General features: G+C 52.5%; 16 protein-coding genes. 13 read left to right on the top strand and 3 right to left on the bottom strand.

The genetic code is table 11. The annotated features are described in order from the left end of the window. Positions 1-30: 30 nt before the first annotated feature. From DXA36_RS20580 to DXA36_RS20540, 9 genes are read left to right on the top strand one after another with little or no spacing between them, the layout of a single operon-like run. Positions 31-345, top strand: coding sequence for a hypothetical protein (locus DXA36_RS20580; RefSeq protein WP_118681329.1), 315 nt, complete (start codon positions 31-33; stop codon positions 343-345). Beyond that, a complete protein-coding gene (locus DXA36_RS20575; protein ID WP_118681328.1) occupies positions 338-1,153 on the top strand; it encodes a CheR family methyltransferase in 816 nt (271 codons plus the stop codon). The genes DXA36_RS20580 and DXA36_RS20575 overlap by 8 nt, the downstream gene beginning before the upstream one ends. Positions 1,154-1,178: 25 nt before the next feature. Further along, positions 1,179-1,544, top strand: a complete 366-nt coding sequence (locus DXA36_RS20570; protein ID WP_118681371.1) for a response regulator — start codon at positions 1,179-1,181, stop codon at positions 1,542-1,544. 50 nt (positions 1,545-1,594) lie between these two features. Then, on the top strand, positions 1,595-3,271 hold the full coding sequence (locus tag DXA36_RS20565) for a methyl-accepting chemotaxis protein (protein ID WP_118681327.1): 1,677 nt from the start codon (positions 1,595-1,597) through the stop codon (positions 3,269-3,271). Between the two features lie 25 nt (positions 3,272-3,296). Next, the gene (locus tag DXA36_RS20560) at positions 3,297-3,908 is read left to right on the top strand and encodes a chemotaxis protein CheC (protein WP_118681369.1); all 612 of its coding nucleotides are present in this window, start codon (positions 3,297-3,299) and stop codon (positions 3,906-3,908) included. 4 nt (positions 3,909-3,912) lie between these two features. Then, entirely contained in the window at positions 3,913-4,389 is a 477-nt protein-coding gene (locus DXA36_RS20555; protein WP_118681370.1) for a chemotaxis protein CheD, read from the top strand. Between the two features lie 18 nt (positions 4,390-4,407). Continuing rightward, the gene (locus DXA36_RS20550) at positions 4,408-5,346 is read left to right on the top strand and encodes a GGDEF domain-containing response regulator (protein WP_118681326.1); all 939 of its coding nucleotides are present in this window, start codon (positions 4,408-4,410) and stop codon (positions 5,344-5,346) included. Positions 5,347-5,361: 15 nt separating this feature from the next. Continuing rightward, complete coding sequence (locus tag DXA36_RS20545) at positions 5,362-7,425, top strand: chemotaxis protein CheA (protein WP_118681325.1); 2,064 nt, start codon at positions 5,362-5,364, stop codon at positions 7,423-7,425. Further along, positions 7,376-7,819 (top strand): chemotaxis protein CheW, encoded by a 444-nt coding sequence (locus tag DXA36_RS20540; protein WP_118681324.1) that lies wholly within the window; start codon positions 7,376-7,378, stop codon positions 7,817-7,819. Before DXA36_RS20545 ends, DXA36_RS20540 begins: the two co-directional genes overlap by 50 nt. Before the next feature lie 51 nt (positions 7,820-7,870). Here the strand turns inward: DXA36_RS20540 and DXA36_RS20535 are convergent, their stop codons facing one another. After that, positions 7,871-8,731: an AraC family transcriptional regulator gene (locus tag DXA36_RS20535; protein WP_118681323.1), complete on the bottom strand. Its 861-nt coding sequence runs from the start codon at positions 8,729-8,731 to the stop codon at positions 7,871-7,873. 234 nt (positions 8,732-8,965) lie between these two features. Between DXA36_RS20535 and DXA36_RS20530 the strand changes: the two genes are divergently transcribed. After that, on the top strand, positions 8,966-10,357 hold the full coding sequence (locus DXA36_RS20530; protein WP_118681322.1) for a family 4 glycosyl hydrolase: 1,392 nt from the start codon (positions 8,966-8,968) through the stop codon (positions 10,355-10,357). Between the two features lie 112 nt (positions 10,358-10,469). Beyond that, positions 10,470-11,456 (top strand): diaminopimelate dehydrogenase, encoded by a 987-nt coding sequence (locus DXA36_RS20525; protein ID WP_118681321.1) that lies wholly within the window; start codon positions 10,470-10,472, stop codon positions 11,454-11,456. Positions 11,457-11,553: 97 nt separating this feature from the next. Here DXA36_RS20525 and DXA36_RS20520 read toward each other — a convergent pair whose 3' ends face one another. Both DXA36_RS20520 and DXA36_RS20515 read right to left on the bottom strand, forming a co-directional pair. Continuing rightward, positions 11,554-14,184 (bottom strand): InlB B-repeat-containing protein, encoded by a 2,631-nt coding sequence (locus DXA36_RS20520; RefSeq protein WP_118681320.1) that lies wholly within the window; start codon positions 14,182-14,184, stop codon positions 11,554-11,556. A gap of 176 nt (positions 14,185-14,360) precedes the next feature. Continuing rightward, positions 14,361-14,567, bottom strand: coding sequence for a helix-turn-helix domain-containing protein (locus DXA36_RS20515; protein WP_118681319.1), 207 nt, complete (start codon positions 14,565-14,567; stop codon positions 14,361-14,363). A 123-nt stretch (positions 14,568-14,690) separates the two neighbouring features. Between DXA36_RS20515 and DXA36_RS20510 the strand changes: the two genes are divergently transcribed. Further along, on the top strand, positions 14,691-15,824 hold the full coding sequence (locus DXA36_RS20510) for a sensor histidine kinase (RefSeq protein WP_182479192.1): 1,134 nt from the start codon (positions 14,691-14,693) through the stop codon (positions 15,822-15,824). A gap of 7 nt (positions 15,825-15,831) precedes the next feature. Continuing rightward, on the top strand, positions 15,832-16,284 hold the full coding sequence (locus DXA36_RS20505; protein ID WP_118681317.1) for a response regulator: 453 nt from the start codon (positions 15,832-15,834) through the stop codon (positions 16,282-16,284). Positions 16,285-16,320 lie beyond the last annotated feature (36 nt).

Raw genomic sequence — 16,320 nt, 5'->3', positions numbered from 1 at the left:
GAGGTATATAGCGGGAGCGGAGGGAACCAGATGGAATACATAACAGCGGATACAGGCAGTAAAAAGCTGTATATAGAGAAAGAAAGCATACAGACAATTCTGACGAGGCCGGATATCTGCCCCGTGCCGGGGGCGGAGGATACTATCCAGGGCCTTTCTTTTTATGGGGAAAATCTCGTGGTGTTTTATCGGATGGGAGACCGGGAGGAGGCTCCCTGCGGTGTCGTTCTGGAGGCAGATGGCGGGCTCATGGGGATCGCTGCGCTGGCCCTGGGAGAGGAGGAGGCCGCCCGGGAAGAACTGGAAGGAATCCTTCCCGGAGTCTGGGAGAAAAAAAGTGATTAGGCTTAAGGAAGAGGAATTCACAGATATTGTGAAGTACATGCGCCAGGAATACGGAATCAATCTGGAGAAGAAGAGGGTCCTGATTGAATGCCGCATGACCAGGGTTCTGGAGCGCTATGGCCTGGATTCCTTTTCCGGCTACCTGGATATGCTGCATCGGGACAGAAGCGGGGAGATGGCCGGGGAAATGGTGAACCGTCTCACCACTAATTATACTTATTTTTACCGGGAACCGGATCATTTCGACCGGCTGCAGGATGCCATCCTGCCGGATCTGCTGGAACATGTGCCGTCCGGGGTGCTGGATATCTGGTGTGCAGGCTGTTCCACCGGAGAAGAATGCTATACCCTGGCTATGGTCCTGAAAGAATACCGGCGGAGCCGGAATGACGCGTGCAGGGCCAGGATACTGGCGACCGATATCTCCGGGGAAGCGCTGGAGAAGGCGAAAAAGGGCGTATATCCGGTCAAGGAGCTGGAAGGCCTCCCTCCGGAGTGGAGGAGGCGGTACTGCGGAAAAACAGACGGCAGGACCTTCGGTGTGGAAGAGGATTTGAAAACCTGTGTCCGTTTCCAGCGCCGGAATCTGATGGAACCTGCACGGGCATCGGAAAAATTCCATATCATCCTGTGCCGGAACGTGATGATATATTTTGATAAAAGCTCCAGAGAGAGACTGATTACAACGCTGGAGGACGCGCTGGACAAAGGAGGGTATCTCCTGATAGGACACGCGGAGCTGCTGAATGCAAAGGAAACCCGGCTGGAACCGGTATATCCGGCTGTATATAGAAAAAAACGGGAGTAAGGAAGGATTTGGTGAAGGAGCACGTATGGGGAAGAAAATAATGGTGGTGGATGACGCCTTATTCATGCGAAAGGTAATCCGCAAGAATCTGGAGGAATGCGGATATACGGAAGTATTTGAGGCGTGCGACGGTGAGCAGGCTTTGGAGCAGTATGATGTCTGCAGTCCGGATCTGGTGCTGCTGGATATTACCATGCCGGGAATATCAGGGCTGGAGGTACTTGAGGAAATAGAGAAGAGGGATCCCGGGGCCAGAGTCGTCATGTGTTCGGCAGTGGGCCAGGAGCAGATGATCCAAAAGGCGGTGATGCTGGGAGCCAGGGATTTTATCGTAAAACCCTTCCGGCCGGATGAATTCCGGAGGATTATCCGGAACGCAATGGAAAGCTGACCCGATAATAACAGCGCAGCGGGATGTCCCGGATGAAAGGATGCCAGAAGATGAAAAAAAGATTTGAGGATATGAAAATAGGATCGAAGCTGGTAGCGGCATTTGCTATTATTATATTCTTATATATGATAACCATAGTCACAGTGATTATAAATATCAATTCCATGTCGGAACGGTCACAGAAGCTGTATGAGGAACCCTTCGCCAATGTGGAGAGTTCCCTGCGTATGATTGCTAATCTGCAGTCTGTGGGGAAAAATGTGACACTCCTGATATCCACGGAGGATTTGGTGGATGAGGATGAGTATCTGGAAAAGACAAAACAGAGTGTGGAGGATATCGAAATACAGCTGGAAGAGCTGACAACCGGATATATAAGCGGGGCGGAAAAGGTCTCCGAGCTGGAAATCCAGTACGAGGAACTGAACGGGGTAAGAGAGCAGGTGCTGAAGCTGCGGGAGCAGGGGAAGGATGAGGAAGCCCTGGCCCTGTATATCAGCCAGTACGCCCCTAAATTCAATGAGGTAAGGGATACGCTGAGCCAGGTCATTGACTTATCCACGAAAGATGCAAATGACCGTCTGGCGGAGGGAAAAGAAGTGAGTGTCAGGGTGGTGATCCTGCTGCTGCTTCTTGCCGCAGTCAGCGTCGGGTTTACCGTGCTTTTGTGTGTCCTTATCATCAGAAGCGTGATACATCCGGTAAATGAAGTAAAGAAAGCGGCTAATGACATCGCCAACGGCCGCCTTACCACCAGCCTTGCTTATACCTCCCGGAATGAGCTGGGACAGCTGGCGGATGACATAAGAGATACGACGGAAGCCCTTAATCTGTATGTGACGGAGATGAGGAAGAGCCTGACTGCCCTGGGAAAAGGAAAGCTGAATTATCATTCGGATGCGGTATTTAAGGGGGATTTCATTGCGTTGGGAGAAGCAATGGAAGAGATTTCCGGCCTTCTGAGGGATTCTATCCAGCAGATCGGCAGCAGTGCGGAGATGGTATCGGGAGGAGCCGAGCAGGTATCAGGCGGGGCACAGGCCCTGGCACGGGGAGCGGCAGAGCAGGCGGGATCGGTGGAAGAGCTGGCAGTGAGCATCAATGAAATTGCGGAAAGCGTACGGGACAATGCGGATAACGCGGTGGAGTCCAGCCGGCTTTCCGACAAGGTGGGGAACAGTCTCATAGAAAGCGACAAACAGATGCAGGCGCTGATCCAGGCTGTTAATCATGTGAAGCTGAATTCCACGGAAATAACAAAGATCGTACAGGAAATCGAGGATATTGCGTTCCAGACCAACATTCTGGCCCTGAACGCTTCCGTGGAAGCCGCCAGAGCCGGAGATGCCGGAAGAGGTTTTTCGGTGGTGGCCGGCGAAATACGCAGGCTGGCGGCAAAAACCACGGCTGCCTCCAAACTGACGGCAGAACTCATCGACAAGAACTCGGAAGCGGTGGACGTGGGAATGAAAACAGCGGAGTCCACGGCGGAAACCCTAAAGGAATCGGTAACCGGAGCGCAGAAGGTGAACGGCATGGTGGAGAAGATTTCAGAGGTCTGTATCCAGCAGGCTGACGCCATTGCCCAGATCCGGAAAAGCATTGAGCTGATTTCCGATATCGTGCAGGGAAATTCAGCTACTTCCGAGGAAAGCGCTGCTGCCAGTGAGGAATTATCCGCCCAGGCCCAGGTGCTGAAGGAAATGGTGGAACAGTTTGAGCTCTGATAAGCCGGCAGATAAAGGGGAGGCCATGGACCAATATTCGAATTTGGATGAACTATCCAGGGATTTTTTAAAGGAACTGGGCAATATCGGCACCGGAAATGCGGTAACGGCGCTTTCCCAGATGTTGTTGGAGCCGGTGGACATAGAAGTGCCGGAACTGCAGATTATGAAATATCAGGACTGCTGTTCCCTGCTGCGGTCGGCGGAAGAGCTGATGACGGGAATTATGGTGGGAGTAAACGGGGATGTGAAAGGCGTGTTCCTGTTCCTGCTGGATGAAACCTTCACCATGGCGGTACTCGACAACGTTTTGGGAGTAGAAGAACGCAATCTGCTTTCCCTGAATGAAATGGAACGTTCCCTTATCTGTGAAATGGGAAATATCATGTGCGGTTCCTACATAGGCGCGCTTTCGGCGGTACTGGATTTGAAAATGGATGTTACGGTACCGGCTTTGAGCGTGGATATGGGGCTTGCGCTTCTGAGTGCCCCCGTAACGCATTATCTGAGGTTGAGCGAGGATATTCTGGTGATAGACAATCTCTTCCGTCTGGGAGGAAAAGCTTTTACAGGAAGGATTTTGTTCCTTCCGGAACCGGAAGCGCTGGAGAGGATGCTCCGGAGGCTTGGGGAGTGATGCCATGGATAAAATTGCAGTAGGAATCGGAGAAGGGAAAACCGCGGCGGACCCGCAGATACTCATCTCATATGCCCTGGGATCCTGTGTTGGAGTCTGTCTGTATGACAGTGGGAAAAAAATAGCGGGTATGGCGCACATAGTCCTTCCGGGGAAACTATCGGCTGTTAACCGGGAGAATCCGTTCAAGTTTGCAGATGAAGGGGTACGGGAGCTGCTGTGCAGGATGGAGCGCGCGGGTGCGGCCAGGATGCGGATTACGGCCAAGATAGCAGGCGGGGCCAGGATGTTTGAAACAGGATCCGGGCAATGGGAAATCGGGGAGCAGAATGTGGCGGCGGTTAAGCTTGCGCTGGCGGAGGAAGGCATAAGGCTCGTAGCTGAGGATACGGGGAATCATTATGGCAGGACAATATTGTTTTTTGCCGGTGACGGGAAACTGGAAGTCAGAACAGTAAGGCATGAAACAATAGTTCTGTAGAAAAGGCGGAGGAAAGGTATGGAAACTCAAAATAAACAGATTGTTCTGATTGTGGACGACAGTCTGCTTATCTGTGAACAGATCAAAGCATCCTTAAAGGAAGAAAATATCTTTATTACGGAAGCGCACACCGGAGAGGAGGCCGAGGCGATGGTGAAGCAGTACCAGCCGGATCTCATCCTGCTGGATGTGGTGCTGCCGGATGCGGACGGCTATACTCTTTTTGACAGGCTGAAGGCGGCGGATCAGAATGATGCGGCCATCCTTTTTCTCACATCAAAGGACAAGGACGATGACGTGGTAAAAGGCTTTTCCAAAGGGGCCTGTGACTATATCAAGAAGCCCTTTGTCAGGGGAGAGCTGCTTTCCAGAGTACATACCCATCTTCTGATCAAGAAGCAGAAGGACGATCTGAACCGCCAGAACCGGGAACTGCGTACCAATATGGAACGGCTGAATTATATGGCTTTCCGTGACGGCCTCACAGGGCTTTATAACCGCCGGTATGTAGTGGGGGATTTGATGGATGATATCCGGGATCATAACAGGGAAAAAACCCGGAATGTACTGATCCTCGCCGATATCGATGATTTTAAGAAAATAAACGATACCTACGGACATGATGCCGGGGATCAGGCGCTGGTCTGCATTGCGAATATCCTGGAGGGGTTCTGCCGCAGACATAAGGTGGTGCGCTGGGGCGGCGAGGAATTTCTTATCATATTGTTTGACGTAACGGAAGAAGAAGCGTTCCGGATCAGTGAATCCATCCGTGAGGAAGTGGAGCATTTCCCCTTTTTCTACGACAATACGGAATTCACCTGCACTCTCACTCTCGGACTGCATACCTACCATGAGCTGGAGGGGATTGAGGAAAGCATCAGCTGTGCGGATAAGGCGCTGTATAAAGGGAAGCGTTCCGGAAAAAACTGCAGTATCTGGTATGAGAAGGAATAGCAGGCGGAGAGAAAAATGGGATATTTTGAAGCGGATGCGGAAGATATGCTGGAGGTTTACCTTTTGGAAACCAGACAGCTGACCGGACAGTTAAGCGCGGTTTTATTGGAAGCGGAAAAAAAGAATGCATTTGCGGAAGAGGATATTCACAGTATTTTCCGTATCATGCACACGATAAAAAGCTCTTCTGCAATGATGGGGCTGCAGGAGTTATCCTCCATGGCCCATAAGCTGGAGGACCTTTTTGCCTATTACAGGGAAACCTACGGAAAAATAGAAAAGGCGGAACCGGAACTGTATGATCTGCTGTTTGCCGCCTCCGATTATATAGAAGCGGAATTAGACAGGATGCCCCGGGAAGGATATGTGCCTTGCAGTGCGGCGGAAATCGAAGCAAGGACGGACGCTTATCTGGACAGGGCGTCACGCCGGGAGCCGGATGGGGCGGAAGAAGCCGGGGATAGCCAGGATCCGGGGCCTGTGGTAATTCCCGAGGCTTTGAACGGAAAAGAAGGAACGGTGGTGCGCATCGTTTTTGAAAACGGCTGCAGGATGGAGAATATCAGAGCCTTCATGCTGGTGAGGCAGATTGGGAGTCTGTGTTCGTGCGTGGAGACCTGGCCCGGAGATCTGGAAAAATCCGTGGAGGGCAGCAGCTACATCAGCGAAAACGGCGTCTTTATCCGGTTTGAATCGGAGCATAAGCAGGAGGTGCTGGAAAGCCTGCAGAAGGGCCTTTTTGTTGCGGAATGCAGTATCCTGGCGGACAGCCGGCCCCCGGCCCCGGAGGAGCCGGCAGTACAGGAAAAACACAAGCCGGAAGAAAAAGGAAATACCGCAGAAAGCAGGGAAGCGGAGTTTTTCAATGTACGTTCCGACCGTCTGGACCGACTCCAGAACCTTTCCGGTGAGCTGATGCTGCATATGCTCACCTTGGATACGGAGCTGGAAAAGTATGGGCTGGATGACATAAAAGAAGGGACCGCGCACCAGATAAGCCGGCTGATCAGTGAAATGGAAAGAACCGTGATGGAAATGCGTCTGGTCCCCGTAAACAAAATCGTGCCCCGTCTGCGCCGGATCTTAAGGGATATTTGCAGGGATCAGAAGAAAGAGGCCGATCTCATCATCCACTGTGAGGATCTGGAGGCGGATAAGAGTGTGGTGGAATATGCCTCCGAGGCGCTGATCCACATTATCCGCAATGCGGTGGACCATGGTATTGAAACCCCGCAGGAGCGGGAGGCCGCCGGTAAAAGCAGAAAGGGCCGGGTCGTCTTTTCCGCAGAGAGCACAGCAGGGGAGCTGCGCCTGTCCCTCAGTGACGACGGCACAGGAATTGATGAGAAGAGAATCCGGGAACGTGCCAGGGAGCGGGGCCTCTTTACCCGGCCTGAAGAAGAATACGACAGCCAGGAAATACAGGAGCTGATATTGTGCCCCGGCTTTACCACCAATGAGCAGGTGACGGAATACTCCGGAAGGGGCGTGGGGCTGGATGTGGTTAAAACTATCCTGGAGGGAGTGGGGGGAAACCTATATATTCACAGCAGACCCGGCGAAGGGACTACTTTTACCATTGTAGTGCCCCTTTCCCTTGCTACAATGGAATGTATCCGTTTTAAAGTGGGAAATTACCGGTTTTCCATGCCTGCCCGGCATGTGTTCCGGTTTATGGACTGGGAAAAAAGCAGGGACAGCAGGGAAACCATTAATGGAAAGGATTATATCCTGTTTGAGGACAGAATGATCCCGTTTATCGATCTCCGCCGTTTTTACCATCTGGACGGAGAAACACCGGAGAACGCCATTGTTGTGTATATGAAGGGAAATGAAAAGGAAGGCTGTATTCTTGTGGATTCCATGTATGAGCAGAAGCGTATTGTGGTGAAACAGCTGCCCCCTTTATTCGGCCTGGATTTCCGTAAAAAAACCGGAATCAGCGGCTGCAGTATTATGGGTAACGGGAAAATATGCGCCGCGCTGGATACGGATATACTTATCAGCAGATACGAGAGGGAGGATAGGAATGGAAGCCTTTACTGGCAGAGAACTTCTCTGCATTCCGGGAAAAAATAAAAACTATGCCGTGGAAATTCCGTATGTCACAGAATTATGCATACAGATGCGGATATCTTTGCTCCCCTGTCTGCCGGATCATTTTGCGGGCGTCTGCAATTACAAGGGAAATATTGTCCCCGTGGTGGAGCTGGAAAGCGGCCAGAAGGAGGAAACCCGGGGAAAGCGCAGGGATATGGTGCTCCTCATGGAATGGGGGCGGTATCGGATGGGCATCCATTTTACAGGCGAGCCTTATGTGGTAAGCGTAACAGAGGCTGACAAAATCGAAAGCCCGGAGGAAATGGAGCCTTCCGGTATCTGGGCCGAGAAACAAATTTATAAAGCCGGGGATGCCGTTGTTTTTCTGATTGATATAGAAAAAACAATGGAGAGTCTGGTTATTTTTCCGTAACGGCGCCCTGCTTTCCACGATTGGATCCCTGCTGGTGGTCTCCTGAAAACCTCAGGGTTTTTTGGAGGCCTGACCGGGTAATGCCGTCTTGCGGAAGCTGCGCGGCGACATCCCGTAGGCGGCCCGGAAAACCCGGGAAAGATGGGCGGTTGAGGCAAACCCGCATTTGGCTGCGATATCACTCAGGGGCAGCGTGGTGGTTAGAAGGAACTGGTGTACCTTGGCCAGACGTACATTATACAGATATTCCAGAAAAGTGGCGCCTGTGGCTTCATGAAAGAGACGGCAGAAATGATACCGGCTCATATGCACCAGTTCCGCCGCTTCCTCCAGGGAAAGGTTTTCCTGGTAATGCCGGTTGATATAATGAATGACAGTGACGATTTCCGGCTGGATGCTTTTTCCCTCCAGAATATCCGGAAGCGCCGCTTTTTCCGTCAGCTCCGTAAGGAACAGGAGAAGCTGAAGGATAGAGGAGCATACCAGCTTTCCTGCCAGAAACCCGGTCCTTTTGTGGTAGCGTTCCGTTTTCCGGAAGCAGTCAAGGGCTTCGCCGGCCTGCTCCGGGGACAGATGCAGCACGCAGGATTCCAGTTTATCCAGCAGGAGCCGCGTCTCCCCTTCCGTCAGCAGGATGCGGAGAAAGGAAGTCGACAGATTAATGACATAACGTTCATAATATTCCGAGCCGCGGCTTTCGGTGTAATGGATCTCAAAGGGCTTTAAGATATACAGATCTCCCGGCCGCAGGGTGTAACAGATGTCGTTGAGGATCAGGGTCCGTTCCCCCGCCATCTGCAGATAGAACTCATATGTATCATGGTAATGCTGTACCTTCATATCATTTCTTTCCGGGTTCCGGACATATTCCACCAGAAAATCTTCATAGGGGGCAAATGAAGTGTGAAGCATAGGTTCCAGTACCTCCCTCCTGTTATACAGTCGATTTTCCTGCACGGCGTGTGCCGCCTGTAGGGCAGGCAGTACCGGCAGGGGACAGCTTCATTATAAACACAGAATAATTAAATAGCAATATATGAACGGTCAGGCCATACGGAAAGCATTTTTTTTACGGTATTATTAATTGTTGCGTGCTAGTATAGTGCTATAAGACGTGCTATTACAGCAGACAGAAGGAGGAACGGTATGAGGTATGTAAACGACAGGGCGGAAGATATCAAGATCGCATACATAGGAGGAGGTTCCCGGGGATGGGCATGGGGGCTTATGAGTGATCTGGCCGCGGCGGATGACATGAGCGGAAGCGTATATCTGTATGATATTGACCGGGAGGCCGCCGGTAAAAACGAAGTGATTGGAAATAAGGTGAAGGAGCTTGCGGACTGCCGATCCCCATGGGATTACAGGGCGGTGGATTCCATCGGTGATGCGCTTGAAGGAGCGGACTTTGTGGTGATTTCCATCATACCCGGCACCTTTGATGAGATGGAAAGCGATGTGCATACGCCGGAAAAATACGGTATTTACCAGTCCGTAGGAGATACCACAGGCCCCGGCGGACTGATCCGGGCGCTGCGCGTGGTTCCCATGTTTGAGGAAATTGCCCGTGCCATTAAAGAATTTTGTCCCAAAGCCTGGGTTATCAACTATACCAATCCCATGACGGGATGCGTGAAAACGCTGTATCATACCTTTCCCCAAATCAAAGCTTTCGGCTGCTGCCATGAGGTTTTCGGAACCCAGAAGCTTCTGGGGAAAGCGCTGGAAGATATCACAGGGATCCGGGATGCCCGGAGAGAGGATATCCGTGTCAATGTAGTGGGAATCAACCACTTTACCTGGCTTACCGCCGCGCAGTATAAGAACATGGACCTGTTCCCCGTATACCGGGAGTTCGCCCTGAAATACCGGGATACCGGCTTCGGAGAAAAAACAGATGAAAACTGGATGAACCGCTTTTTTGATTCCATGGAAAAAGTGAAACTGGATCTCTTCCTGAAGTACGGGGCTATCGCCGCTGCAGGCGACCGGCATCTGGCGGAGTTCTGCCCCGGATCCTGGTATCTAAGAAACCCGGAAACCGCCCATTCCTGGGGGTTTAACCTTACCCCCGTCTCCTGGAGGAAGGAAGATCTGGAAAAACGCCTGCAAAGAAGCGAAAGGCTGTATCGGGGAGAAGAACAAATGGTCATCCATACCACCGGAGAAGAAGGGGTACAGCAGATGCGTTCCCTGCTCGGCCTCCGCGACCTGGTTACCAACGTAAATATTCCCAATTACGGACAGATCCCCAACCTGCCTCTCGGCGCGGTGGTGGAAACCAATGCCCATTTCAGCGCAGATTCCGTAAGACCTGTCTTTGCAGGCCCGCTGCCGGAGAGCATTTATCCCCTGGTAAGCAGAGTTTGCGGTATCCAGGAACTTACCGTACAGGCTGCGGCCTCCAGAGATCTGGATCTGGCCTTCCAGGCCTTCTGCATGGATCCCAACATGGAAATCGGTCTGGAAGATGCCAAAGACCTGTTCGAAGCCATGATAGAAAACACAAAATCCTATCTGACCATGTACCGCAGATAGCCATTTCGCCGGTGCGGAGAAAAATCATTGGAAAAGTATTGGCATCCTGCCTGAAAAGCGATATACTTAACAACGGAAAACGAAGTATAGGACTGAAACTAGGAGGATGAAGATGAGTATTAGAATTGGTATCCTGGGATATGGCAATCTGGGAAAGGGCGTGGAATGCGCTGTCAGACAGAACCCGGACATGGAACTGGCGGCGGTCTTTACCAGACGTGATCCGCAGACGGTTTCCATTCTGACGGAAGGGGTTCCTGTCTGTAAAATAGAAGAGGCGCCGGACTGGAAGGATAAGATAGATGTAATGATACTGTGCGGAGGCAGCGCTACGGATCTGCCGGTACAGACGCCGGAATTTGCCCGGTATTTTCATGTGATAGACAGCTTCGATACCCATGCAAGGATACCGGAGCATTATGCGGCTGTAGATGCGGCGGCAAAGGAAGGCGGCAAGGTGGGGATTATTTCCTGCGGCTGGGATCCGGGAATGTTCTCCCTGAACCGGCTGTATGCCAACGCTGTCCTTCCCCGGGGGAAGGATGATACCTTCTGGGGGAAAGGGGTGAGCCAGGGGCATTCCGATGCCGTACGCAGGATCGAAGGGGTGGCTGACGCCAGGCAGTATACCATTCCGGTAAAGGAAGCCCTGGACCGTGTCAGGGCCGGTGAAAATCCGGAACTGACCACCAGGCAGAAGCATACCAGGGAATGTTTTGTTGTAGTAAAAGAAGGGGCGGATAAAGGGCGTATTGAAGAAGAAATCAAGACCATGCCCAATTATTTTGCCGACTACGACACCACCGTCCATTTCATCAGTGAAGAGGAAATGGCCCGGGATCACAGCGGCATCCCTCATGGCGGGTTTGTAATCCGCAGCGGGAAGACAGGATGGGAAGAAGAATATGGAAACGTGATTGAGTACAGCCTGAAACTGGATTCCAATCCGGCCTTTACCTCTTCCGTCCTCACGGCATTTGCCCGGGCGGCTTTCCGGCTGGGGCAGGAGGGCCAGAGCGGCTGCAGGACCGTATTTGATATTGCTCCTGCCTATCTGAGCGCCAAAAGCCCGGAGGAGCTGCGCAGCACCATGCTGTAGGATGCGGCGGCACATACCGGAGAAAGTATAATAAAACAGGGCTTCCCGGAGACTTATTCCGTCTCCGGGAAGCCCTGTTTTATTCCGTGCGTCTTTATTAATAACGGCAGCCGCGCCGGCGGTAACAGCAGGAGGGTTCCCCGGGCCTGCAGATACGGTTGGGAAGGCGGGGCCTTCCGGGCCGGAGAGGAAGCCAGCGGGCATAAAGGAGGAGGTCACCTGTGCTGCCCTGCAAAATTACCGTAACCAGGCGCCCGTTTTCCGGGGCATCATACCAGCCGGCAAACCGGTAGCCCGGCCTGGGATCCGGCGGATTTACATAAATATCCGGTGTATTGACCGTGTAGGTATCCGGATTGGTATGGCTGCTGCCTTCCAGGTTTTCATAATGTATCGTATATACGACAGGAATAAGCCAGATTTGGGTTTCGCCAGTACCCAGCCGGATTTCCCACCCTTCAAAGTCCTGAGGCGGTTTTCGGAAGGCCTCTGCATCCTGTGCGCTTAAAACCGGATAAGATGGGGTACCCTCCCCCACTATAATGGGGTTGCCTTCCGGGTTAGGGGAAACATAGCCCGAGTTATCCAGCTGAAGAAGGGAGCCGGAGGATAGCGGCCCTTCCAGAAAAACAACGGCATCCCGGTCTTCGATATAAAATCCGTTGGAAATATCCCTCTGGCCTTCCGTATAAAATTCCCCGTTGTTGTAAATTCCGGACGCATGGGATAAGGCGTTGTTCAAACCGGCGGACCCGAGGGAAGCCTTCTGTGTCATATAAACCTGGGAGCCGATGTCATTATAAATCCCGCCGCCCACAGAAGCCGTATTCAGGGAGATATCTCCGGCGCCCATATTGACGGTGCTGCCTCCGTGGTTACGGATTCCGCCTCCCTGCTTTCCGGCCGTGTTGGAACGGATCGCCGCGCCGTTTACCTCCAGAACAGAGTTTTCCGCCAGACTGATCCCTCCCCCGTACAGAAAAGCTCTGTTTTCAGAAAGCAGGCTGCCGGCATCCAGGATAATATGACAGGGAACTGCGCAGATTCCGCCGCCGTGCCCGCCGAAATCGCTTTCTTCCGTGCCGGCCTGGTTGTTCCGGATCTCCGCCGTGCCGTCCAGGGTGAGCGTGCCGTTATCCGTATTGCAGTAAATCCCGCCCCCGTTTCCAATACGGGATATATTATCCGCCGTCAGGGTTTTGTTGGAAAGCAGGAGGCTGGTATCCGGCCCTCCCATCCATATCCCGCCGCCGCTGTTATTGTCCGCCGTATTGCCTGTGATCCGGCAGCGTTCCAGGTTTGCACGGAGTGTGCCGGTGCCGGAATTTATGCGCAGGGCGCCGCCTTCATAACCCGCCCGGTTCCCTTCAAAGCGTACGTTGCCGGCGGTTAACCGGCTGTTTCCGCCGCCGTTGCTGTAATAAACAGCGCCGCCGCTGCTGCCCGCTTCATTGCCTGTAAAACGGCTGTCTGTAAACACCAGCGTCCCTTCCCCGTTTCCGCCCGCCAGCAGCCCGCCGCCGTGGGATGATGCGCTGTTTTCCGTTATATTACAGTCCGCCAGTTCGAAGGTACAGGCGGCGGTACCGCTGAACAGGGCTATAGCGCCTCCCTGGGCGGAGGCTTTATTATGGGCCAGAATACAGGAATGGAAGGAAAGCCGGGATGCATGACTGCCGGAACGATTCTGCAGCCACAGGCCGCCGCCGCTTCCGGAGGAACCGGATACCGCGGAATTTTGTTCCAGAGTACAGGACTCTGCCTGCAGTTCATATCCGGAGTCGGACAGGAGATAAAGAGCGCCTCCTGTTCCCGCCCGGTTTTCCCGGATAACCGTACCGGAAAGATGGATTTTGGCGGGGGATATCACTGCTGTCATAAAAATAGCGCCGCCGTTGCCTTCCGCTGTATTTTGGGAAAGAGGGGAGGAGGTGGAACTGTCCAGAATATCCCCTTCGTTGGAGCTGTAAAAATAGATGCCTCCTCCATGATAGGCCTGGTTGCCCCGGATAGCAGCTTTGCCGGTGAGGGTAAGCCGAGAGGCGGGACCGCCCCCGCCGCGGTATCCGGAAAAACAGATGCCGCCTCCCGTGGAAGACGCATGGTTTTCCCTGACTGTGGTTTCTCCCTCCAAAGTCAGGGAACATCCCAGGGATTCGGAAAGGGAACGCAGATATAGGCCGCCGCCGTTTGCCGCATAGTTTTCCGCAAGGGAGGCCTGCCCGGTCAGGGTGATCCGGTCATCTGCCGTTCCCGGAAACATGGCGGCCGCACCGCCGGAGGTTTTGGAAACGCAGCCGGTAATCCGGGAATCGCCGCTCATGACCAGGGAGTTGGGGAAGGAAGGATTGGCCTGGAGATAGATGCCGCCGCCCTCCGCAGCGGAATAATTGTTGCGCAGAACAGATGCGGTTTCAAGATAAAGAGAACCGCCGTTTACCCGTATCAGGGAACGGTTCGTGTTGTCCTCCTGTGAATGGGACTGCCTGTTCCCGTCCAGGATAATCCGGGACAGGCGGAGGGAGCCGCCGGACTCAATGCGGAATAAATTATCAGAAAAGGACGCCGCCTTGCTGAGCGTATAAAAGCCCGGAGAAAGGCTGCTCAGAGTTACGCTCCGGCGGACAGGAAGGGAAGCGGTAACGGATATGTCCGCTGTCAGCTGGATGGAAGAATCGGTACCGGCAAGGGCGGATGCCAGTTCCGTTTCATTGGATACCTGTGCCATAAAATATCACCTTTTTGTAACTGTTCCGTACCTTCACAGTTACCCCTTTTACATAATAATTCAAACTTCACAGGGCCATTTGACACCTGTGAAGTTTGAGATAATAACTTATTATATGCATGCGCCCGTGTAAAAGAGCCAGTCAATGGCAGAATAGGCCGGGGCAGGGAGGCGGGTTATGCATCCGGAGTTATTTCAAACAGCTCGTCCGGAGTGCATTGCAGTATGGTGCAGAGCTTTTCTATATTCTCATAACGAATGGCCCGGGTCTCGTTATTGACCAGGCGGTTAAAATTCTGATAGCTCAGATTCATTTGGATATACAGCCAGTATTTAGAGTGGTTTTGCTGGGCAAGAATGTCCAGGACTCTCAGCTTAATCATAATATCATAACCCTTCTTTTTGCTATTATGATATCCAAAATCTACTCTTTACATAACTTATGTATAAAGCATATAATGTATACATTAGATACTATATTTTGGGGGCTGCTGCGGGGAGAACAGATGAATAAAGATGTGGAAAATTACGTTAAGAAAAATGAGGAAATAGAGTTAATTACCGGGCTGTTACAGGAGCCGGATCTGCTTTTCCTGATCATGGACAGGGAACAGAAGGATTTCGTGTATCTTTCCCGGGGGATCCGGAGGCAGCTGGGGATAACCAAGGATGGCCGGATGGCGGATCCGGCCCAGGAGACGGGGGATTCCCTTATCCGGTGGCTGTACTGCCGTCTTATATCGTGGATGAAAGGGGAAAAAAGCGCGTTTTGTGTGTATAACTCCCTCAAAATGAAGAATATATGGCTGCGGGTGCAGGCTTCTTTCCCGGAGAAAGGAAATCCGGCACGGCAGGTCTTTCTCTTCAGTGATATCACCGGGGAGCAGGAAGAGATAGAAGCGCTGCGGGGAAAGCTTGAGGAAGCCGAACGCCGAAGCCGTGAAAAAACCCGCCTTGTCTCCGATATGTCCCATGAATTCCGAACACCTATCAATGCCATTATGGGTATGACCAGGCTGGCGCAGGCCAGTAAAGGAGAGGAAGAAAAACGCAGCCGTTGCCTGGAAAAGGTGGAAAATGCCTGTGCGTATCTGCAGGAACTGGTAAATGATGTGCTTGATATGTCCCGAATAGAACGGGGAAAATATACGGTGGACCAGGAGTCCTTTTCTCTTTCCCATCTGCTTGCGGGCCTGAAGGAGCTGATAGAAACCCAATGCGGGGAAAAACAGCTGAAGCTTACGTTTATCATGGAACAGGTGGTGCACGGGTCGCTTACCGGGGATGAACTCGGCCTGCGCAGAGTATTTTTAAACCTTCTGTCCAATGCTGTGAAATACACCCCCGAGGGAGGACAGATCACCTTCGGAGTGAAAGAGGAAGCGTACAATGACGGAACGGCTCATTTTCTTTTCTGGGTCAGGGATTCGGGAATCGGCATTTCCCCAGGATTTATGGCGCATCTGTTTGAACCCTTCCAGAGAGAAAGAAAAGACGGGAACGTGGAAGGAACCGGCCTGGGCCTCATCATTTCCAAAAGTATTGTGGAGGTGATGGGAGGCAGGATTTGGGCTGAAAGCGAAGAGGGGAAGGGCTCCTGCTTTTTCGTAGAACTTTCCCTGGGAACGGCGGGGACGTAAAACAGAAATGCAGGATGCACCCAAAAAGAGCGGCAGACAGAAATGGGAATGGCTGGCCGGAAGCCGTATCCTGCTGGTGGAAGACAATCCGTTAAACCGGGAAATCGAAGAAGAACTGCTGAAGCTGACGGGAGCCAGGGTGGAAACGGCTTCCGGCGGAAAAGAAGGGCTGGACAGGTATCTCGGTTCTGAGCCCGGTTCTTATGATGTGATATTAATGGATATCCGCATGCCCGGGATGAACGGCTATGACACTGTCAGACAGCTGAGGGCTTCCGGCCGCCCGGATGCATTGACCATACCTGTGATAGCCATGACGGCGGATGTCTTTGCGGAGGATATCCAGGCGGCTTTGGAGGCAGGGATGAATGATCATCTGGCGAAGCCCGTGGATATGGACCGGCTGGAGGAGCTTTTGGCTGCAATTCCTTCGGATATTCCCGGAAAAGAGGAGGGGTAACCGGGATAACAGTTCGGTGAATAAAAAAACAGAATG

It is taken from the genome of Eisenbergiella sp. OF01-20 (assembly GCF_003478085.1).
Taxonomy (GTDB): Bacteria; Bacillota; Clostridia; order Lachnospirales; family Lachnospiraceae; genus Eisenbergiella.
Note: the sequence above shows the minus strand (reverse complement) of the source record. Positions and strands in the feature narration are given on the sequence as shown.